Origin of the sequence: Planomicrobium stackebrandtii (genome assembly GCF_030814955.1) — a bacterium.
Classification (GTDB): Bacteria; Bacillota; Bacilli; order Bacillales_A; family Planococcaceae; genus Planococcus; species Planococcus stackebrandtii.
The window spans coordinates 14,067-34,571 of record NZ_JAUSWB010000006.1 but is presented as its reverse complement, the minus strand read 5'-3'; the positions used below and the strand labels follow the sequence as shown (position 1 = coordinate 34,571).

The 20,505-nt window shown below is 46.1% G+C and carries 19 protein-coding genes; 12 read left to right on the top strand and 7 right to left on the bottom strand.

From position 1 onward, the window contains the following. Positions 1 to 68: 68 nt before the first annotated feature. The gene (locus QOZ98_RS11890; protein ID WP_308787655.1) at positions 69 to 914 is read right to left on the bottom strand and encodes an MBL fold metallo-hydrolase; all 846 of its coding nucleotides are present in this window, start codon (positions 912 to 914) and stop codon (positions 69 to 71) included. Between the two features lie 165 nt (positions 915 to 1,079). Between QOZ98_RS11890 and QOZ98_RS11885 the strand changes: the two genes are divergently transcribed. Both QOZ98_RS11885 and QOZ98_RS11880 read left to right on the top strand, forming a co-directional pair. Continuing rightward, positions 1,080 to 2,195: an NAD(P)/FAD-dependent oxidoreductase gene (locus tag QOZ98_RS11885; protein WP_308787654.1), complete on the top strand. Its 1,116-nt coding sequence runs from the start codon at positions 1,080 to 1,082 to the stop codon at positions 2,193 to 2,195. Between the two features lie 15 nt (positions 2,196 to 2,210). Further along, positions 2,211 to 3,743 carry a GNAT family N-acetyltransferase gene (locus QOZ98_RS11880; RefSeq protein WP_308787653.1) on the top strand — a complete coding sequence of 511 codons (1,533 nt, stop codon included), beginning with the start codon at positions 2,211 to 2,213 and terminating at the stop codon, positions 3,741 to 3,743. 35 nt (positions 3,744 to 3,778) lie between these two features. On the opposite strand, the gene QOZ98_RS11875 is transcribed toward QOZ98_RS11880, so the two are convergent. Continuing rightward, positions 3,779 to 5,002: a helix-turn-helix domain-containing protein gene (locus QOZ98_RS11875; RefSeq protein WP_308787652.1), complete on the bottom strand. Its 1,224-nt coding sequence runs from the start codon at positions 5,000 to 5,002 to the stop codon at positions 3,779 to 3,781. Positions 5,003 to 5,116: 114 nt separating this feature from the next. Between QOZ98_RS11875 and QOZ98_RS11870 the strand changes: the two genes are divergently transcribed. The 3 genes from QOZ98_RS11870 (at position 5,117) to QOZ98_RS18925 (ending at position 7,898) form a co-directional block, all read left to right on the top strand. After that, positions 5,117 to 6,409 carry an MFS transporter gene (locus tag QOZ98_RS11870; RefSeq protein ID WP_308787651.1) on the top strand — a complete coding sequence of 431 codons (1,293 nt, stop codon included), beginning with the start codon at positions 5,117 to 5,119 and terminating at the stop codon, positions 6,407 to 6,409. 97 nt (positions 6,410 to 6,506) lie between these two features. After that, positions 6,507 to 7,364: an SDR family oxidoreductase gene (locus QOZ98_RS11865; RefSeq protein ID WP_308787650.1), complete on the top strand. Its 858-nt coding sequence runs from the start codon at positions 6,507 to 6,509 to the stop codon at positions 7,362 to 7,364. Positions 7,365 to 7,553: 189 nt separating this feature from the next. After that, entirely contained in the window at positions 7,554 to 7,898 is a 345-nt protein-coding gene (locus QOZ98_RS18925) for a DUF5658 family protein (RefSeq protein ID WP_407676710.1), read from the top strand. Between the two features lie 72 nt (positions 7,899 to 7,970). On the opposite strand, the gene QOZ98_RS11860 is transcribed toward QOZ98_RS18925, so the two are convergent. From QOZ98_RS11860 to QOZ98_RS11845, 4 genes are all read right to left on the bottom strand, one after another. Then, positions 7,971 to 9,152: an MFS transporter gene (locus QOZ98_RS11860; protein ID WP_308787649.1), complete on the bottom strand. Its 1,182-nt coding sequence runs from the start codon at positions 9,150 to 9,152 to the stop codon at positions 7,971 to 7,973. A gap of 115 nt (positions 9,153 to 9,267) precedes the next feature. Continuing rightward, a complete protein-coding gene (locus QOZ98_RS11855) occupies positions 9,268 to 11,655 on the bottom strand; it encodes a heavy metal translocating P-type ATPase (protein ID WP_308787648.1) in 2,388 nt (795 codons plus the stop codon). Positions 11,656 to 11,731: 76 nt separating this feature from the next. After that, positions 11,732 to 11,953 (bottom strand): copper chaperone CopZ, encoded by a 222-nt coding sequence (gene copZ / locus QOZ98_RS11850; RefSeq protein WP_308787647.1) that lies wholly within the window; start codon positions 11,951 to 11,953, stop codon positions 11,732 to 11,734. A gap of 15 nt (positions 11,954 to 11,968) precedes the next feature. Next, entirely contained in the window at positions 11,969 to 12,292 is a 324-nt protein-coding gene (locus tag QOZ98_RS11845) for a metal-sensitive transcriptional regulator (protein ID WP_308787646.1), read from the bottom strand. Between the two features lie 232 nt (positions 12,293 to 12,524). Here QOZ98_RS11845 and QOZ98_RS11840 point away from each other — a divergent pair, with 232 nt between their 5' ends. Continuing rightward, positions 12,525 to 12,665, top strand: a complete 141-nt coding sequence (locus QOZ98_RS11840; RefSeq protein WP_185960011.1) for an Lmo0850 family protein — start codon at positions 12,525 to 12,527, stop codon at positions 12,663 to 12,665. A gap of 27 nt (positions 12,666 to 12,692) precedes the next feature. Here QOZ98_RS11840 and QOZ98_RS11835 read toward each other — a convergent pair whose 3' ends face one another. Beyond that, positions 12,693 to 13,874, bottom strand: a complete 1,182-nt coding sequence (locus QOZ98_RS11835; RefSeq protein ID WP_308787645.1) for an FtsW/RodA/SpoVE family cell cycle protein — start codon at positions 13,872 to 13,874, stop codon at positions 12,693 to 12,695. 159 nt (positions 13,875 to 14,033) lie between these two features. Here QOZ98_RS11835 and QOZ98_RS11830 point away from each other — a divergent pair, with 159 nt between their 5' ends. The 6 genes from QOZ98_RS11830 to QOZ98_RS11805 all read left to right on the top strand — a co-directional run bounded on the left by QOZ98_RS11830 (position 14,034) and on the right by QOZ98_RS11805 (position 20,387). Beyond that, on the top strand, positions 14,034 to 14,804 hold the full coding sequence (locus tag QOZ98_RS11830; RefSeq protein WP_142827263.1) for a hypothetical protein: 771 nt from the start codon (positions 14,034 to 14,036) through the stop codon (positions 14,802 to 14,804). A gap of 131 nt (positions 14,805 to 14,935) precedes the next feature. Continuing rightward, positions 14,936 to 15,151: an SMR family transporter gene (locus tag QOZ98_RS11825; protein WP_308787644.1), complete on the top strand. Its 216-nt coding sequence runs from the start codon at positions 14,936 to 14,938 to the stop codon at positions 15,149 to 15,151. Between the two features lie 39 nt (positions 15,152 to 15,190). After that, positions 15,191 to 16,261, top strand: a complete 1,071-nt coding sequence (locus tag QOZ98_RS11820; protein ID WP_308787643.1) for a D-alanine--D-alanine ligase — start codon at positions 15,191 to 15,193, stop codon at positions 16,259 to 16,261. 13 nt (positions 16,262 to 16,274) lie between these two features. Then, positions 16,275 to 17,636: a UDP-N-acetylmuramoyl-tripeptide--D-alanyl-D-alanine ligase gene (locus QOZ98_RS11815; protein WP_308787642.1), complete on the top strand. Its 1,362-nt coding sequence runs from the start codon at positions 16,275 to 16,277 to the stop codon at positions 17,634 to 17,636. A gap of 198 nt (positions 17,637 to 17,834) precedes the next feature. After that, positions 17,835 to 18,533 carry an alpha/beta hydrolase gene (locus QOZ98_RS11810; RefSeq protein ID WP_308787641.1) on the top strand — a complete coding sequence of 233 codons (699 nt, stop codon included), beginning with the start codon at positions 17,835 to 17,837 and terminating at the stop codon, positions 18,531 to 18,533. A 333-nt stretch (positions 18,534 to 18,866) separates the two neighbouring features. Further along, the gene (locus QOZ98_RS11805) at positions 18,867 to 20,387 is read left to right on the top strand and encodes a DEAD/DEAH box helicase (RefSeq protein ID WP_308787640.1); all 1,521 of its coding nucleotides are present in this window, start codon (positions 18,867 to 18,869) and stop codon (positions 20,385 to 20,387) included. Positions 20,388 to 20,505 lie beyond the last annotated feature (118 nt).

Genomic DNA, 20,505 nt, shown 5'->3' with positions numbered 1-20,505 from the left:
TTTCGAATTATATGAAATCAGCAAAAAACAGCGGCAGGATCGCCCGCTGTTTTTGCTGATTGCTTCGCCTATTTTGTATGGACGTATTTTCCATAAGCGGGTACAGCAGTGGTTTGGAAGTTCTCAGCGAGATCGACTAGCCCTTTGGCAAGCAGGGCTCCTGTCATCGGTTTGCCGTGTCCGGTTGCCGCAATGGAAGGCTGAAGATCGGCCAGTTTGCAAACGGATTCCCAAGCGGCGCGCCAGTTGGTGGTCAAGTAGACAGGTGGGCCATGTATTTCTTTTTTCTGGCGCAAGACTTTGTGGAGTGAATCCTGTTTTACCGTTACAAAAGCATCTCCTGCAATAAGAATGCGTCCTTGCTCCCGGAACAGCGAGATGTGGCCTTCTGAATGGCCTGGAGTGTGGATCCATTTCCAGCCTGCCATTTCCGGTACACTGCCGTCTGATGGCAACTCATGGATATGTGCGGTGATGTCGATGGCTTGGGTAGGGAAAATTTTTGACATTTTCGCTACCATGCCTCCTTCAACGGAAGTATCGGGCTCTGGATAATCTGTTATGCCTTTCAAATATGAGAATTCCAGCGGGTGTGCATAGACCGGAACTTTGTGTTGCTCCAGAATATCGATCAGCCCGCCCACATGGTCAAAATGGCCATGCGTCAAAATGATGGCCTTTAGTTGATGGTCGGGGCCAAAACGGTTTTCGGCCGCTTTGAGAATCTTTTTTGCGGAATGTGGCATGCCTGCATCGACCAATACCCATTCGTTGCTGATGTTGGGATTTCCGATAAAGAAGACATTTGCCACTTGCACGGTATAGCAATATACGTCAGGAGCTATTTCAGTTCCAGACCCGCTTCGAATAGATGTCATGGGTAAAATGTTTTCGGTTGCTGTGCTTCTTTCCATAAATCTGATTCCTCCTCTAGTAAACTTCCGTTAACTTCCTAATATAACTTTACCCCAAATTTCAAATCTGAATCCGCTGACTGTAAAATTTATGGAATGAGTTTGAGTCTCTCTGCTGTCTGGATTAGAATAGAGGCACAAGACTTTGTGAAACTGGGTGTTAAAATGAAATCATTGATTATTATCGGTTCTGGAATTTTAGGAGCTTCTGCGGCTTACCATGCAGCAAAAGCAGGGGCATCCGTCGTATTGGTAGACCGGGGCGACAAAGGGCAGGCCACAGGAGCGGCAGCAGGAATCGTCTGTCCGTGGATTTCGCAGCGAAGAAATAAAGCCTGGTACGGATTGGCTAAAAACGGAGCCAAGTATTATCCGGAATTGATCCGTGAGCTTGAGGCTTTGGGTGAAACAGACACGGGCTACAAACAAGTCGGCATTGTCAGTATCCACGAAGACAGCAAACTCGATAAAATGGAGCAGAAGGCATACGAGCGCCGCCTGGATGCACCTGAAATGGGGGACATCAAGCGATTGACACCAGAGGAAACAAGAGAGCTTTTTCCGTTTGCGACAGAAGAATACGGGTCGTTATGGGTCAGTGGGGCTGCTCGTGTCGATGGCCATGCCATTCGCGACGCTTTAATTTCGGCAGCGGTAAAGCTGGGAGCGAAATACCTGATGGGCGATGCCAAATTGCTCATTGAGAATTCGCAGGTCATTGGCGTTGATATAGATGGGGAACATCTGGTGGCAGATCGGGTTGTCTCAACAGGAGGCGCCTGGGCTGCAGAATTGTTCAAGCCTTTAGGGCTGGATTTGGATATTGTGCCGCAGAAAGCCCAAATTCTTCATTTGCAGGCAGAAGGGCAGCTGACCGGAAAATGGCCGGTTGCAATGGTTCCTTATGGCCAATACATCGTTCCTTTTGATGACGGCAGGATTGTCGCCGGGGCAACGCACGAAAACGGTGCTGGCTTTGATGACAAACTGACAGCGGATGGGGTTCACCACATTCTAAACAAAACCCTGGAAGCGGCACCTGGACTTGGGAAAGCGGAGATAGCAGGTGCGGCAACAGGATTTCGTCCAGCAACAACAAGTGCCCTGCCATTTATCGGGCAGGTTCCGGGACAACCAAACTTCTTTGCAGCAAACGGGCTCGGAGCTTCGGGGCTGACTGCCGGCCCTTATCTTGGCGGGCAGCTGGCAAAGCTCGTGCTCGGGGAACCTGTGGAGATCAATTTAAGTCTTTATCAAGTAGAAGATGCATTTAAAAGTTGAAGGGGGCGGACAGCTGTGTATTGGTGCAAAATTGCCCGGACAAAGAAGGAATTCGATGAAATAGCGCGCTTAAATTACGAGACATTTGTCGAAGAAATTCCTCAACATCAGGCAGATTCCAGTGGCATGCGCCCCGATCCTTTTCATGGGCAAAATACCTACTTGATTGTGCTGTCGGGGATGGATGTAGTGGGCATGATTGCGTTGCGGTCTGAACGTCCTTTTTCCCTGGATCTGAAAATCGGGAAAGTGGAAAGTTTTCTGCCGGATGTAAGCCGAATCTGCGAAATCCGTCTGCTGGCTGTCCGCAAAGCGCATCGCAATGGCCGTGTCTTTTTTCTTTTAGCGCGCGCCTTATCCGATTATTGCCTGGAACAAGGCTTCGAAGCTGCAATTATTTCCGGAACAACACGGCAATTGAAACTGTATGGCCAATTAGGGTTTCAGCCGTTTGCCGATCCGGTAGGTGAGGGCGAGGCAGTGTTCGTCCCGATGGTTGTGACGCGCCGTCAATACAGCGATTCTGTAGCGGCAAGGCTGCAGACAAAACGCCGGCTGTTCGTGCCAGGCCCTGTTGTTTTGGCAGCGCAACTTGCAGCACCATTTCAGGAACCACCTATTTCCCATCGATCGGTGGCTTTTCAGGAAATTCGTCAGGAAGTGGACCGCCTGCTATACGAGATGGCTGAATCCACACCTTATTTGTTGGCCGGCAGCGGAACTTTAGCCAATGAAGCGATGCTTGCGCAAATCAAGCGGTTGGACTCTAAGGGATTGATTCTGGTGAATGGCGAATTTGGCAGGAGGCTGGTCAATCAAGCGGACCGCCTTGGGTTGGACTATGTGGTGGAAAGCGCTTCGTGGGGCGAGGCTTTTGATATTGAAAAAATCGTCTCAAAGCTGGAAACAGGAAATTATAACTGGGTGCTTATGGTCCATGGTGAAACTTCGACCGGCCAACTAAATGATTTTCGTGAATTAACTGAGATCTGTTTGCAGAAGGGGATCCGGTTATGCCTGGACTGCATCAGCAGTTTTGGGGCGCTGCCATTTTCCTTGAGAGGGGTTTGGCTGGCAACCGCTGCAAGCGGCAAGGCGGTGGGAACGATGAGCGGGATCGCTATTGTCTTTGCGCATCATAAAATCATGCCGGATAACAAGTTGCCTAGCTATTTGGATCTGGGGCTATATTCTGCGAACATTCCTTTTACATTCCCCTCGAGCTTGTTGGAGAGCTTGAAGCGAGCCTTAAACACATACCCTGAGCGTTATGGGCTGTTGGATAAGCGCTTTAAACAGTTGCAGGAAGATACGAAAGATTGGCCATCGCTGTCAGCTGGCTACCCGACATCCCGGACTTTTAAGACGGCAGCAGAAAATCGTTTTCTTTTTCAGGACGCCCATCTGTCGGGATTCGAACTCCATGCAGCGAGCGGCTATTTGAAAGACCGTGCACTTTTTCAAATCTCCTGCATCCAGCCTGAATTTGAAAAGGACTGGCAGCAGTTCTTGGATTTTTATAAAATTTATCAGCGTTATCATGCATAGCAAAAGCCCGCCATTAAAAAAATGGCGGGCTTTTGCTATGCAGTCACTTGTTTGTAAACGTCTAGAATGAATGTTTTGTATGGCAAATCAGGCATGGGTTCAATCAGGTTTTTAGCGATCGTGGCATGTTTTACGGCGAGTTCACTGTTGCCGAGCTTCATATAAATCATTGCCATGTATGCATCCTTTTCGTAGTGCATGGACAAATCGTAAGGGTGATGAAGAAACTCCCAAAGTGTGTGCTTTTTCAGCCAGCCCAATGCTTCCTCCAACCGCCCCATCCCATACAAGGCTTTGCCTTTTTCCAATGCGAACAAAAAGATTTTATCTTCCTGATGCTTTTCCAAATTCTTCTCAATCAATGCATCAGCTGCCTTGTAATCATGCACAAAAGAATTCAAGTAATGAATTTCTATGGCATCTGCGATAGCTTTGATTTCTTTGCTATCGGTAAAGTCAGCAAATAGGCGAAGCTTAGAAATATAGTGATCTTTGCTTGCTCTATCCCCATTCAAAACTGCCTGGAAGCCGGCGAGGCGATAAAGCGCATCAATGCGGTAAAACAGCTGCTTCTTTTTGGAGAAATCGATAGCGTCCTCCATCAGCCGTTTAGAGTTATCCGTATCTCCGACAGCCGAATAGAGGATGGACTCATAATAGTCGAAATCCAATTTTTTTAACGGGTCTAAAATACCGGTGCGCTCTTTAAAAACACTTCTCGATGCTTGGATCATATCCAAGGCTTCGCTGTATCGATGCTCGGTGAAAGCCATCATCGCTCTGAAAATATGGAGATCCGCACTTTGGTTGATCATGTGCAGGTTTTCGTAAATTTCCTCCGCCTTTTCTAAAGGTCCCTGCCAGCCATCCTGTTTGGTGTGGTAGCTGCAACGGCTGTAAATTTCGAGAAGCCGTGCGGACTCATAGCGGAAAGGAAGCTTGTCGATATAAGGTTTTATTTTACGGGCAATTTCCTTGTATTTCACAATCAGTTCATCACTGATCATTTCCTGCGTATAAAGCTGCTCGATCTTTTCCAGTAAGTTTCTCAATTCATTGGTCGGGATATCTTCGAGCAGCTCATTGCGATCCACCGCCAGTCGCTCTGCTATATAAGAAAGACTTTCCATTGAAGGGTTGGCTTTATTATTTTCGATCAAACTCAACATGCCTTTAGTCAGTTGATCGCCTGCTAAAGCTTGCAGCGTCAAGCCCTTTTGTTTGCGCAAATCTTTGATGCGTTCGCCTAAAGTGGCCATGCCATCACCAATCCTTTCCTTAGTTTAATTATATTAAACTTTATCTTGCAACGCCAGTTTTTCTATGTTATATTTTGTTTAATTAAATTAAACTTTCACTGGAGGAGTGAAATCATGCAGGAAGCAGTACGCATCAAACGGGCAACCTATCACCTGTACACGTTTACGGCCAGCAAGTTGATTTCTACATTCGGCAGCTCTGTTTATGCATTTGGCATCAGTTTATACGTATTGGCATTGACCGGGTCAGCCGCAAGTTTTGCGATTAACCTGATCTGCAGCATATTGCCAAGATCTTTACTCGCGCCATTTGCTGGATACGCTGCGGATAAGTATTCAAAAAAAGCGATCGTCATCCTGTCCCAACTGGCCAGCATGCTGGCAGTAGCGGGCTTGCTGGTGTTTGGTCTGACAAACGGCTTGTCGCTAACAGCCATTTATACAACGACCGCACTGCTGTCAGTCAGTTCGATGTTTACCGGTGTCACGTTTTCTTCTTCGATCGCCAACCTCATTGATCCGGATCGCATTCAACGGGCAATGGGCTTTAACCAGTCGGCCATTTCGATTGCTGCGATAGGCGGGCCGGTGGTTGGCGGCATCCTCTTCGGATTCGTATCGATAAACGTGTTTTTAGGGATTCAAGTTGCTGCCTATGCTATTGCAGTGCTGTTGGAGTCGACGATGAACTTCCGGCTGTTTACAGCGCACGCCGAAAACGCTGCAGATGAAATGAAGAAGACAATGCTGACAGAGATGAAAGAAGGATTTTCTTATTTGAAATCCAACCGGGTCATCATGGTCATTGTGACAACTGCCATTGGCATCAATTTCTTTTTTTCTTCATTGATGATTGGCTTGCCATTTATCGCTGTACAGCAATTGCAGGTGGAAGCGACGCATTTTGGAATGATTGAAGCAATGATTGCGGTGGGTATGCTGGCAGCTTCCATTTATTTTTCTGTCAGCAAAGAAGTGAAGTTTCCTTTGCTGTTTGCTAAAAGAGGGATATTGGGAATGTCCTTGCTGCTTGCAGGAATGGGAGTGCCGCTCGTAATTGTCATGTCCTATGGTGTCACGGTTGTTTATTTCCTAATGCTTATGCTAGTTTTCGGCATCACTAATGTGTTTGTCAACACGCCGATCGGAGTCATGATGCAAAAGGACGTCGAAGAAGAATATCGAGGCCGTGTCTTCGGTATTCTTGAATCGATGGTGATGGCCATGATGCCGCTCGGTTATCTGTTGTTCGGATTGCTGTATGATTTGGTGCCCGCAGAATATATTGTTGGAACAAGCAGCCTTTGCCTGATTGCATTGACCAGCTACTTGATGCGTCCATCTGTTCTGAAGGAAGCCCATCCTGAACTCCAAGAAGCTCTTCCGAACCAGCCAGAACCTCTGTAAGTAAGAGGAGCTGGCTTTTTTCATGAATAGTTTTAGTTTGTAAGAATAAGGGAAAAACCGGAAAAACCATACTATTTAAGTGAGAGGATGATGAATGATGGATAAAAACAAACCAGAAAATGTACCGGCACAGGAACAGGAAAGGCAACCGGGATTTGAAGCAGAAATGGACCCTAAACCGGATTTCAAAGGAAACTTGGCTGGCCAGGCCCATCGGCTGCCTGACAAAACAGCATTAATTACCGGAGGGGACAGCGGAATTGGCCGTGCCGTAGCGCTTGCGTTTGCGAAAGAAGGGGCGGATGTCGCAATCGCCTATCTTGATGAACATGAAGACGCGGAAGAAACGAAGAAATTTGTCGAGCAGGAAGGACGCCGTTGCCTGCTGATCGCTGGAGATATCGGGGATGAATCTTTTTGCAAGGAAGTAATCCGGAAAGTGATCGATGAATTCGGCAAATTGGATGTGCTGGTCAATAATGCAGCCGAACAGTATGTCCAGCAGTCTCTGAAAGATATTACTGCAGAACAGCTGGAGCGGACATTCCGCACTAATATTTTCAGCATGTTCCATTTGACTAAAGCGGCATTGGACCACTTAAAACCTGGAGCATCCATTATCAACACGACCTCCATTACCGCTTTCCGCGGGGAGCCGACATTGATTGATTATTCGTCAACAAAAGGAGCCATTCTGGCATTTACCCGTGCTTTATCAGGTTCTCTTGTCAAAGAAGGGATTCGGGTTAACGGCATAGCACCTGGTCCAATCTGGACACCGCTCATTCCCGCATCCTTCGATGCCGAAACGGTGGAAGGCTTTGGAACCGATTCACCGATGCAGCGTCCAGGGCAGCCGGACGAACTGGCACCAGGCTATGTCTACCTGGCGTCCGACGACTCCTCTTACGTCACAGGGCAGGTTCTCCATATTAATGGGGGATCACCTTACTAAGGGGAGCGGAAGCGCCGTTTAATTCCGGCGAAATTTAATTTTTAAAACTGGCAGGCGCCTTTTGGGTGTCTGCCAGTTTTTTAATGGAATTCACAAGGAGTTAATGCGGAAGGGTTAAAATATGTGAATAAATACCTGGTTTTGTTGTCTAAAAATAATGTTTTTTGGGTAATCCATTACTAAGTACACATGACTGATCGAGTGAGGATGTGGCACATAGGGATGGAAAAGCGCAAAGCGCCTTTAAGGAAGCATGTCTGGAGTTTGGTTATCTTGAATTTCCTCGATGGGCTGTTAACTTATATAGGTCTTTCATTTGGAGCCATAACCGAGGCAAATCCATTATTGGCATCATTCTCTCCACTGACACTTTTAGCGACAAAGCTTTTCTTATCTCTTTGCCTTTTCGGTTTTCTTTACACGCCTTTTATCTGGATTCAGTCCCGCATTTGGCGCTGCGCCTTTATTGGTGTTAATTCGCTATACGGCTTCATTATGATGTTGCATGTATTTTGGCTGATTTTTTATATGTGAGATAAGGATCCCCTATTCCCCATCACAAAAGCACCGCTCTCAGCGATGCTTTTTTAGTTAAACTTATAGTTTTTATACAGAAGCACTGGCTTTTCCTGTTGTTCGCAAAGTTTTAGTGGAAGCTTTATAGAGCAGGATCAGCAGGATGCTGGCAATCGCTAAAGCGGCCGATAAAAAATAAATGCTGCCGGCTTGCATCGTCAGCAGCCATGTAAACGTCAATGGCCCGATGATGCGGCCAAGATTGTCCATTGAATACGTCATGCCGGCAGCTGTCCCGTATTTGCCGCCTGATTCTTTAGAGGTCAGCGACACCAAGGCAGTTCGTGCCAAGGCATTGCCGGCAGTAAAGATGCTGAGGGCAACACCGGCAAAAATCAGGCTGCTGGTAAAGGGCAGGATCACTAAACCGAGAGCTGTAACAATTTGCGCACCGATAATCCATTTTGTTTCGGCACCATCTTTGATGCGGCGAACAACGCCGCCCTGGATTGCAGCGTCTACAAGTCCGCTGGCTATAAATAAGTAGCCGAGCTGAAGCGGTGTAATTTCAATTTGGTCGATTTGGAACAGTTGGAAAGTTGATTCCAATCCGGCGAGCAGGAAAGTCACCATAAATGAAAACAGGAACAAATACCGGATGCGGAATTGCCAAAGTGTGCTTGAGCCTTTTGGCAAAAGCGCACGCTTCACTGCTTCGCCTTTTCGGACAGGTTCTTTTAAAACAAGGCTTGCGTAGCCCATCAACAGCAGAACAAGAACCGCAGATACCGTGAACGGGAGAGAGAGGGAGACTGAACCGAGCAATCCGCCAATGGCAGGTCCGAAAATAAATCCAAGGCCAATCGACATGCCAAGAAGCCCCATGTATTTATTGCGTTCTTCGTTTGTTGTGATGTCTGCCACGTATCCTGTTACAGCGGTGTAAAGTGCACCCGAGAACAAGCCGCCGACAATGCGCGAAAGGTAGAGCAATGCCAAGTTATCGAGGAACAGCGAAAACAGGAAGAAACTTAAGCAGAATCCGGCCAAGCCGACAAGGATCAGTTTCTTGCGGCCCGTTTTGTCCGAAAGCTTTCCCCATAGCGGGGCAGTGAAAAAAGAAGACAGCGCATAGATGGTGATCAGGCCGCCAACGTGGATTTCCGAGTAGCCTTGCTGAACAACGACTTCAGGTAAAATAGGGATGATAATACCAAATCCCAAGTAAACGAAAAACTGGACAGACATCAGCAGTAAAATGGTTTTTTTCATAAGAAGAGGTTCCTGCTTTCTCAAAAGAATATGCCCTTATTTTACTCTTGTTTCATCTATAGAACAATGACAGGAAAAAGAGGCCCATTTCTGGACCTCTTCGGCAAACTGATTGTCATTTATCCAATTTCACGCGCTGGAGGCGCAATGCATTCATGACAACCGATACGGAACTGAACGCCATGGCTGCACCAGCAAGCCACGGAGCCAGGAAACCGGCTGCAGCAATTGGAATGCCGATGGAATTGTAGGCAAGTGCCCAAAACAAGTTTTGCTTGATATTCCGGACCGTCAATCGGCTCATCTGAATGGCATCAACGACGCGCATCAAATCGCCTTGCATCAAGGTGACATCGGCCGCTTCCATGGCAATGGCCGTTCCGGTGCCCATAGCCATGCCGACATCTGCGCTGGCTAGCGCGGGTGCATCGTTCAAGCCGTCTCCGGCCATTGCGACGCGCCGGCCTTGCGCTTGAAGCTTCAGCACCACATCTGCTTTTTCAGCAGGGAGGACGCCTGCAAACACTTCATCGATGCCAACTTGTTTGGCAATAGCTGATGCTGTCCGTTCTTGGTCTCCTGTCAGCATGACAACATGGAGCCCCATATTTTTCATTTCCTGGACCGCTTGTTTTGCGGTGTCCTTAATGGTATCTGCTACTGCGATAAGGCCGCTGTATTGCCCATCAACTGCGATGAACATAACGGTCTTTCCGTCGCGTTCAAAAGCTTCAGCCTGGGCTTCATCAAGCTCAAGCCCGTCCATCAGGGCCCGATTTCCCATAACTACTTCCCGATTGGCTACTGTTGCGCGGATGCCGTGCCCCGGAACCGCGCTAAAACGACTGACGCTCAAGGATGATACACCATACTCAGAGATGGCCTGCGCCACCGGGTGTTCGGATTGGCTTTCGGCACTGGCCGCCAAATTCTTCAACTCATCCAAATCAAAATCACCTGCCGGAATAAAGTCTGTTACGACAGGACGCCCGTTGGTGATGGTGCCCGTTTTATCCAGAACGACAGTATCGATGTGTTTGGTATTCTCCAGGGATTCTGCGGTTTTGAACAGGACACCCTGCTCGGCAGCCCGGCCCGAACCAGCCATGACGGAGGTCGGTGTAGCGAGACCAAGTGCACAAGGGCAGGCGATGACCAGAACCGCGATGGTGCTTTCAAGTGCAGCGGCAAAGTTGCCGGGTGCAACCAGGAAATACCAAACGATAAATGTGGCAATGGCAATCCCTACGACGATCGGAACAAAGATGCTGGAGATTTGGTCAGCAAGCCGCTGGATAGGCGCTTTAGAGCCTTGCGCCTGTTCAACGACGCGAATGATATTCGATAAGACGGTATCTTTGCCGATTTTATCGGCTCGTACACGAAGCGACCCATTGGAATTGACGGTGGCCGCAAATACCGCGTCACCCGTTTCTTTGTCGACCGGCAAGCTTTCACCTGTCAGCATGGATTCATCTACAGCCGAGTTGCCTGAAAGGACAGCTGCATCAACCGGGATGGAGGCCCCAGGTTTTATCAACAGGATATCTCCGGTTTTCACTTCTGAGATCGGCAAGCTGATAAACTCGTCCCCACGTTCAACCAAGGCATGCTGCGGCTGCAGCTTCATCAGCTTTTTGATGGCGTCAGAAGAACGGCCTTTGGCTCTTGCTTCAAAAACTTTTCCTAAAATGATCAAAGTGATCAAAACAGCACTGGTCTCAAAATACAAGCCCATGTTATGCCCCATATTCCAGTTTGCCAGAACCAGATAGACGCTGTAAAAATAAGCGGCTGATGTGCCAAGGGCGACCAGAACATCCATATTGGCAGATTTATTTCTCAATGCAAAGTAGGCTCCTTTATAGAAGGAAGCGCCAATCCAAAATTGGACTGGTGTTGCCAATGCCCATTGAACGAGCGGGTTCATGAGGATTTCAGGTACATACATCCATGAAGTAAAGGAAAAATGGCTGAACATGGTCCATAGCAATGGAAGAGAAAGAGCAGCAGAAATCCAGAACAGACGTGTTTTCTTTTTAATTTCCTGTTCTTTGTGGTCTGTCGCTTCTTCGGTTTTCTGATTGAGGACGGCATCATAACCCAGTGACTGAATTCGTTTGACAAAGTCCTCGGGAGTGACAGTTCCGGGATTGTAGGATACATGTCCGGTTTCCATCGCCAGATTGACATTGGCCAATTGAACACCTTCCATTTTATTCAACACTTTTTCTATGCGTGCTGAGCAATTGGCACAGGTCATGCCCTGTATGGAAAAATCAATTTCTTCCTGTTGCACGCCATATCCCAATTGCTCTACTTTGTGCTGGACATCTGTCATGGATGCCTGGCTGTCGTCAAAGATCACCGAAGCTTTTTCAGTGGCGAAGTTGACGCTGGCTTCTGAAACGCCAGGCATTTTTTGAAGCCCTTTTTCGACGCGGTTCGCACAGGCGGCGCACGTCATGCCGGTAATCGCCAGCTCAGTTTGTTTAGTGCTCATAACAATCCCATCCTTTTGGAAGATATATACCTATTGGGGGTATATTATTTTGAAAAAAATAACTGCGTTTCCGCAGTTATTCGCTTAACATTGCAACATCGTACCCTTGATCTTCAATTGCTTCCGCAATTTGGTTGACTTCGACTGCCGCTCCATCGTAAGCGACATCAACAGAACCGTTTTCTAGAGACACTTCGACTTTGTCGATGCCGGGTAAAGCCATAACGCTATCTTTTACTGAGCTCACGCAATGTTGGCATGTCATGCCGCTGACTTGCAAGTTGATTTGTTCTTTCATAAAAAATTCCTCCTTTTATTTACGCATCATTTTTTGAATCGTGATAAGCAATTCGTCCAACACTTCTTCTTCTCCATTTTCCAGCCGGTCTTTGACGCAGCCCTTCAAATGGCCTTCCAGCAAAACTTTGGTGACACTGTTTAATGCAGATTGAGTGGCGGCAAGCTGCGTAATGATGTCATCGCAGTAAACATCTTTCTCCACCATGCCTTTAATGCCGCGGACCTGGCCTTCTATACGATTCAACCGGTTGGTCAAATCCCGTTTTACAGACAGGGGGTGATGGCTTTTGCGGCAAGAGTTATCCATTACAAAGGGTTCTTCAATCAGTTCGCTCATCTGAAGATCCTCCCATCTTTATTTCTGACTCCAGCATACCTCTTAGGGGTATATAAATCAAGCGATTTACATCATATTCGCAATTGTCATCAAAATGATAAGTTTAAAATCCTGAAATGATGGTATTATAAACATAGACACAGAAAAGTCAACAATTTATACCTTGCCCCTGAAACATGGCAAGTTCATATACGTTCCTATAAGCAATGAAAAATTAAAAGAGGTGATATGGATGGCGAAAAATGTGGATGTTCGCAATATTGTTTCAAATTTATCGAAACTTGGAATCCAAGCAAAAATCACAAAATCCCGCGTTGAATTAATAAAAGCGATTGGCTTGCCTCAACCAATTCAAGCGCAATCTCAACAATAAAAACTCCGACGCAGGAAGTCGGAGTTTTTATTTTTTGCTTTTATCGAACATGTAGTTTTTATGATGGAATTTCATGCTGAAGACTATGCCAAGTGCCAGCATGTTGCCGATCAATGAACTGCCTCCGTAGCTGATAAAAGGAAGCGGAATCCCGGTGATTGGCAAAAGTTGAATCGTCATGCCGATGTTTTGGAATACATGGAATGTAATCATCGCGATAATTCCTGCACATACATAGGTACTGAATGTGTCTTTGAATTGCAGTGTGATTTTGGTCAAGTGGTAAATCAGCATAAAGAATAGGATAATGACGGCGCTGGCACCGATAAATCCGAAGTCTTCCGAGATAACAGTGAAGATAAAATCTGTATGGTTTTCCGGTACATAGACTTGGCGTCCCTGGTAGCCTTTTCCGAACACTTCACCCGAGCCAATGGCGTTCATCGCAGCAATCAGGTTGTATCCGCCGGCTTCTGCATAAGAGTAAGGATCGAGCCATGTATAAATCCGTTCAAACATGTAAGGCTTTAAACCAAAAGCATTGGACAGGAAATCCTGGGCATTGATGGTCATCCACAGCAGCAACGTGCCAACGACAGCAACCCCGCCAAAGCTGGGCGCAATGATTTTCCAGGAGATTCCTGAAACCACGACAATAGCTAAAGTGATTGCGATAAACACCAGAGCAGTTCCTAAATCAGGCTGCAGCAGGATAAAGCCCAGAGGTATGGCTAGACAAAGGGCAATTTTTCCAAGTAAATAAAAGTCGGATTTGATGGATTTCAGCAGGTTTTGTTCATGGTGGGTAGAAATCATTTTTGCGAGTGCAAGTATATAGAAGGTTTTCATAAATTCAGCCGGCTGAATATTGACAAATGGCGTATGGAACCAGGCTTTGGCTCCATTGACCGGTTCGGCTATTTGGCCTACGCCGTCTGGCGAAATCATTAACAGAACAAGCAGTAAAATGCCGAATCCGTATAAATAATAAGCCATCTTTTTATATTGTTCTGGATCGAAATACATCAATACCGCAATCATTCCAGTAGAAATGATGTAAAATAAAGCTTGTCTTGGGACGAAATTCGTTAAATACTGACCGGAAGTCTGAGCTGAGGAAATAGCCACCAAGCTGACGATAAAGAACAGAAATAAGAGGAAAGCCAGCGACCAATCGATCCGATCGGTGAAGCTTTTGTTAGTTTGCATGTATTTTCACCTGTACTTTTTATTATTATGAGTCGGAATATATTATAACGTATAAATCTGTAATATGCGCATGACAAAAGTAATGACGCATTTGAAGCAGAGATGTTTCATATTTAGCCCTTTTGGTCGTATAATAGAAAATGGAATGGAGTGGGGGATATGGTAAAAAAACCGTTGAACACGGATGCTTACATACAGCATTTATATATTTATCTGAACGAATCTGATCAGTTTGCCTTATTCAGCGGACTTACCTTTGCCCATTTTTTGGATGCGATGAAATTGCCTAAAAATCTGTTGTTGTTAAAACACCCATACGAAGATGCCTCTTTTAACATGCACACTCATATGGAATTCGCTACACAGGAAGAGTTTGGGCAGCTGCGGAAAGCGCGGGCAAACAAAAAAAGCGAATTTTGCTGGATTGATTTCAAAAGTGAAAAACAATTAAATTCCCTGACGCCCCAGGAACAAGCAGAACTGTTGTACATCGGCCATAAAAAAGAACCAGTCAAGACACCATTTTACTCGACCCTTCAAAATGAGTTTGTCTATCTATCCAGCGAAGAAGAAGAAACCACAAAAATTTACTTCCGCAAATTAGAGCGCCTGAATGAGCTTGTCGGAAATTATTTCACGTACTTAATTCGTCGGGAAGAGAATGGACAGAATTTCTGGCGCCGAAAATCTAAAGACCTGATTCCGGAACTGCCTGCCGAAATTCTGCAATCTCTAAAGAAGAATTACCGTGAAGGCGTGCTCATCTCACTGGCAGACCCCGAAAAAACAAAGAACACCATCGAATTGCATATTCGTCCGGTAGAGGAAATCTCCTTTCTCGACGAGTTCTGGTCCGATATTGAAGAATACACAAAGCAGGGGATTTCACGTAAAATCGTCTACGACAGAAAACAAAAAGTATGGAAATAATACCTGGAAACAGGTATTATTTTTTTCGGGTTGATTTTGGCTGCGGCAAGATTTTTTAAAGTTGTTTTTGATGCAGCAGAAAAATTATATGCAGCGTCGCCCATTTTGTCTGGGCACTTAGTTTCGGGCCATTGTCTTTAGCCTTGACGACTATTGCCTTGGGAACAGGGTATGCAGTATGGATAGGCATCGGAAAGGCTCGTGATGGTTTGATCGGCACGCTATTTTTTACGAAAGCCGGCAGCCGGCGAAATTATTTTTTCTGCGATGCTTCATTGCAGGACTGCCCGGCCGGAAAAATTTCGAGGGCTGGCAGGAAAAAAATATTCGTCACTGAAGGTTCGTGATAAACTAAGCAATATGGATAATGAAATGAGGTTTCTTGGATGAAAAAAAGAATTGGTTTATTATATGGAGGCAAATCGGCAGAGCATGAAGTTTCCCTGTCAACCGCCCTTGCAGTTACAAAAGCTATTGATTTTGATGCATATGAAGTGTATCCGATCTACATCACGCAGGATGGCGAATGGAGAAAAGGCGCCCGCCTGGAAGAAACGGCAAAAACAATTGAACAGCTTCAGTTGGCTGGACAATCTTCAAAGCCGAATGACATCTCCGGATTCCTTCCCGCCGAAAGCGGTGAAGCGCTGAATGTCATCATTCCTTTATTGCACGGACCGAACGGGGAAGACGGCACTGTCCAGGGATTGCTTGAAGTCATGAATATCCCATATGTTGGGAATGGTGTGCTGGCATCATCGGCAGGCATGGACAAAGTGGTCATGAAGCAATTGTTCGAACAGGCAGGTTTAAAACAAACCCCTTATGTGTATTTTATAAGAAGAGACTGGGACAAGAAGCAGGATTTCTGGCTGGATAAAATAGAGGCAGAACTCGCTTGGCCGGTTTTTGTAAAGCCCGCGAATTTAGGATCGAGTGTCGGCATCAGCAAGGCGGATACTCGTGAAGAATTGATTGCAGCCATTAAAGAAGCCTTGAAGTTTGACCGTAAGATTGTCGTCGAGCAGGGAGTGGTTGCCCGTGAAATTGAAGTGGGTGTGCTTGGAAATGATGAGCCTGACTGCTCGGTTGCCGGAGAGATCAAACCGCTAAAAGCGTTTTATGATTACCAGGCAAAATACAAAGACGGCAATACAGCGATGATTATTCCTGCTGAGCTGGACAATGCAGTTTATGAGAAATTGCAAACTGACGCCAAGAAAGCTTTTAAAATCCTGGATTGTTCGGGACTTGTGCGTGCAGACTTTTTTGTCACTGAAGCCAACGAAATTTTGATCAATGAAGTCAATACCTTGCCGGGCTTCACGCCTTACAGCATGTTCCCGCTGCTTTGGGAACACACCGGATTGCCGTACCCGGAACTGATTGAACGCCTGATCGCTTTAGCGATTGAACGTCATGAAGAAAAACAATTACTGCAAGTTAAAATAGATTGAGTGGAGAAACCAAATGAAAAAAAAGATTGAGCAAGTAGCCAAATGGCTGAATATCAAAACTAATTTAAAAGGCTTTGACATTACAGGGGCCTCGATTAATACGAGAACGCTTAAGCCAGGCGATTTGTTCATTCCTTTCCGTGGCGAAAATGTGAATGGACATAAATATGTCCGTTCAGCCATTGAATTAGGTGCGGCGGCTTCTTTATGGCAGCGCGATGAACCCGGTGCCCCGGAAGATCTGCCTTTGCTGTATGTGGATGACTGCGAAGCCGCTTTGCAGGAAATGGCCCGTGCTTACCGCGATGAATTGTCGGCGCTGGTTATTGGAATTACAGGTTCCAACGGCAAAACTTCGACAAAAGATCTGGTGGCAAGTGTGTTAAAACCTTATTTCAAAGTGCAAAAAACACCGGGCAACTTCAACAATGAACTGGGTCTCCCTTTGACAATCCTTTCTTTGGATGAAGACACCAAAGTCGCTGTCCTGGAAATGGGCATGAGCGGCAAAGGGCAGATTGAATTTCTATCTGAGCTGGCCCGTCCCGATTACGCCATTATCACCAACATTGGGGAAGCGCATTTGCAGGATCTGGGATCGCGTGAAGCCATTGCAGAAGCAAAGTTCGAAATCACTGCCGGCCTTCAGCAACACGGCAAACTTTTCTATGACGGAGACGAGCCCCTGCTGCAGCCTTTTATGGAAGATTTTCCGCAAGGCGTTTCTTTTGGATTTGACGACAATAACGAATTGACAGTGACAGATATCAAAGCTACTGAAAACGGCAGCAGTTTTATGGTCAGTGGAATTATAGATGCCGCGTTCACCATTCCGGTATTAGGTGAACATCAGGTAAAAAATACATTGGCAGCTATCTTGATTGCGCTTGAAGCAGGTTTGTCGGAAGAACAAATTCGGAAATCCTTGAAGGATGCGGCTTTAACCGATATGCGCATGCAAATGGTTCAAGCACAAAACGGCGCGATGTTCATCAATGACGCTTACAACGCTGCTCCATCATCAATGAATGCGGCTTTGAATTTCATTCGTGAAACAACGATGAAGGAAAAGAAATGGGTCGTTCTTGGCGATATGCTGGAACTCGGAGATGACGAACAAACTTATCACGAAGCGTTGAGCAAATACATTTCTGGCAGTCTGACTGGGGTGTGCCTCTATGGCCCGCGCATGAAATGGCTATACGACAAGCTCCAGCCTGACTACAGCGGCAAGCTGCTGTGGAGCGAAAATGATTACGGCCCGATTATCGACCTGTTGAAAAAATACACAAACAAAGACTCGGTGATTTTGGTGAAAGGTTCCCGGGGCATGGCTCTGGAAAACATCATTGAACCCTTCACGAAGCCTGAATAAAGAAAAGCGGAAGCAGCCGTTTAGCCCCGACAAGCGCTGGAAGCCTTACCGGAAATGGCGTTCTTTGCCATTGTCGGTAAGGGTGAAGCGACTCGAGGGGCTGGCTGCTGGAGTCTGGACAATAAAGAAAAGCGCAAGCGACTGGTTGGGCAACTGGCATAAAGCGATGCTGCTTAGCAGTGAAAAGAGGGAAACAATTTGAAGACTGGCGTTCTTTGCATCCATGGTTTCACAGGAGGCCCGTTTGAAGTTGAACCGTTTGCTGATTTTCTAACAGAGCAAACCGATTGGGTTGTGGAAATACCAACTCTACCGGGACATGGTGAAAAACTGGCTTTAAAGAGCATTTCAGCCGAAAGCTGGATGATGGAAGCGGAATTGGCATTGAAAAGGCTGAAGAAATCAGCAGATCGCATCATCATTGTCGGCTTTTCAATGGGCGGCTTGATTGCCATGTATTTGGCGATGCGCTACAAAATCGACAGGCTGGTTCTGTTAAGTGCTGCGGCTAAATACATCAGCCCAGCCCAGATTTTCGTGGAAGTGCAGGAAGCCATGCGGGATGTACTGTCTGGAAAAATAGCTGAAAACGCATCTTTCCATCTTTACGAATACAAGCTGACGAATACGCCGATCAGTTCAGCTGTCGAGTTTTTGCGGGTAGTCAAGATGGTGGAGCCGTATTATGACAAGATCAAAGTTCCAGTTTGCATTGTCCAAGGCGGCAAAGACAGCGTGGTCCCGGCTTCAGCTGCAGACTTCATTTATAACCACATCGGTTCCGATGAAAAGCACAGGATCCACTCAGAAACCGGCAAACATTTAATTTGCTACAGCGATGACTGCGAAGATTGGTTTAGGGAAGCTTTTGCTTTTATGAATAAAGGTGCAGAGTAAACTGATTATTAGAACCTTTGCAGATTGATTGCAAATGATAAAAAAACGTGTTATTCTTTTGAAAGCAATGGATACATTTTTGAAACACTCTTCCCTGTGAAGAGTATTTTTTTGAGCAAAACGGTTTGTTCTATAGATAGGGCTTCAAACACCCGACGATCAGACCGCTCGGCAAAGCCCGAGCTTTTCCTGTTCACACATCCCCTCTGACTTAAAACTACAGAGTATGATTTTCGACGTGAAACTTCCTCATAAAGGCTCGCCCTTGTCACTATTCATCTAAAATGTACACCATTTGTAAATCAGATGAAGACAAAAGGAGATTGAAAAAATTTGGTAAAATTTTCAGAGTTAAATATTAGCGAAACAACTTTAAAGTCCGTTAAACGCATGGGGTTTGAAGAAGCAACACCAATTCAAGAGGGAACAATCCGTCTTGGAATGGAAGGCAAGGACATCATTGGACAAGCACAAACCGGTACTGGTAAAACAACCGCTTTCGGGATTCCTTTGATCGAAAAAATCGACACTAAAGACGGTAATGTTCAGGGATTGATCATCGCACCAACACGCGAATTGGCTATCCAGGTTTCTGAAGAACTTTACAGATTGGGCCAAGATAAAAACGTGCGTATTCTTTCAGTATACGGCGGCCAAGAAATTAGCCGACAAATCCGTGCACTTAAAAACCGTCCGCAAATTATCGTTGGTACTCCAGGACGTCTATTAGACCATATCAACCGCCGTACTCTTAAATTGGACAATGTAAACACATTGATCCTTGATGAAGCAGACGAAATGTTGAACATGGGCTTTATCGAAGACATTCAAACAATTATGTCAAGTGTTCCTGACACTCGCCAGACATTGTTATTCTCGGCAACTATGCCGGATGCTATCCGCCGCATTGCAGAGAAATTCATGAAAACTCCTGAAATCGTTAAAATCAAATCAAAAGAAATGACTGTTGAAAACATCGAACAATTCTATGTTAAAGCAGTAGAACGCGAAAAATTCGACGTTCTTTCACGTCTCTTGAATGTTCAACAGCCTGAACTTGCGATCATTTTTGGACGCACAAAGCGCCGGGTTGACGAATTAGCAAAAGCTTTGAATATCCGCGGCTACTTGGCTGAAGGAATTCATGGCGATTTAAGCCAAGCTAAGCGTATGTCCGTCTTGAAGCAATTCAAAGCAGGCAAAATCGATATTTTGGTTGCAACAGATGTAGCAGCTCGTGGACTTGACATCTCAGGCGTATCACACGTATACAACTTTGATATTCCTCAAGATCCTGAAAGCTATGTTCACCGTATCGGCCGTACTGGCCGTGCAGGTAAAAAAGGAGTCGCAGTCACGTTTGTAACACCACGTGAAATGGGCTACTTGGGCATCGTTGAGCGCACAACTAAGAAAAAAATGGAAGCTCTAGTTCCTCCAACTGCTGACGAGGCTGTACTTGGCCAAAAACGCGTTGCTATGGAACAATTGCAAGAAATGACAGAGAAAAACAATTTGGGCGATTACCGCGAATTCGCGACTAAAATGCTTGAAAACTTTGAAGCTGTTGACTTAGTTGCTGCTGCACTTAAAACAATGACTAAAGAACCGGAAGATGTTCCAGTCTCTATCTCCGAAGAACGTCCTTTGCCATCACGCGGAGGCGGCGGATATAAAGGTAAAGGCGGAAGCGGACGCAGTGGCGGAGGCGGCGGCTATAAAGGCACTCGCTCTTCAAGCTCATCTCGTCCATCTTCATCAAGCCGTGGAGCGAGCTCAGGCGCAAGCCGACGCCGTGAAGGCGGAAGCGGTGGCGGACGTCCAGGACGTACGACTCGCCGCAGCGAATCTTAATACCGATTAATTCAAGGACGTACACAAAACAGGAAACTGTTTTGTGTACGTCCTTTTTTGCTGTCCGGATATCGGTTACAATTGAATGAAACGTTATGATCAATAAACCGTATAATGG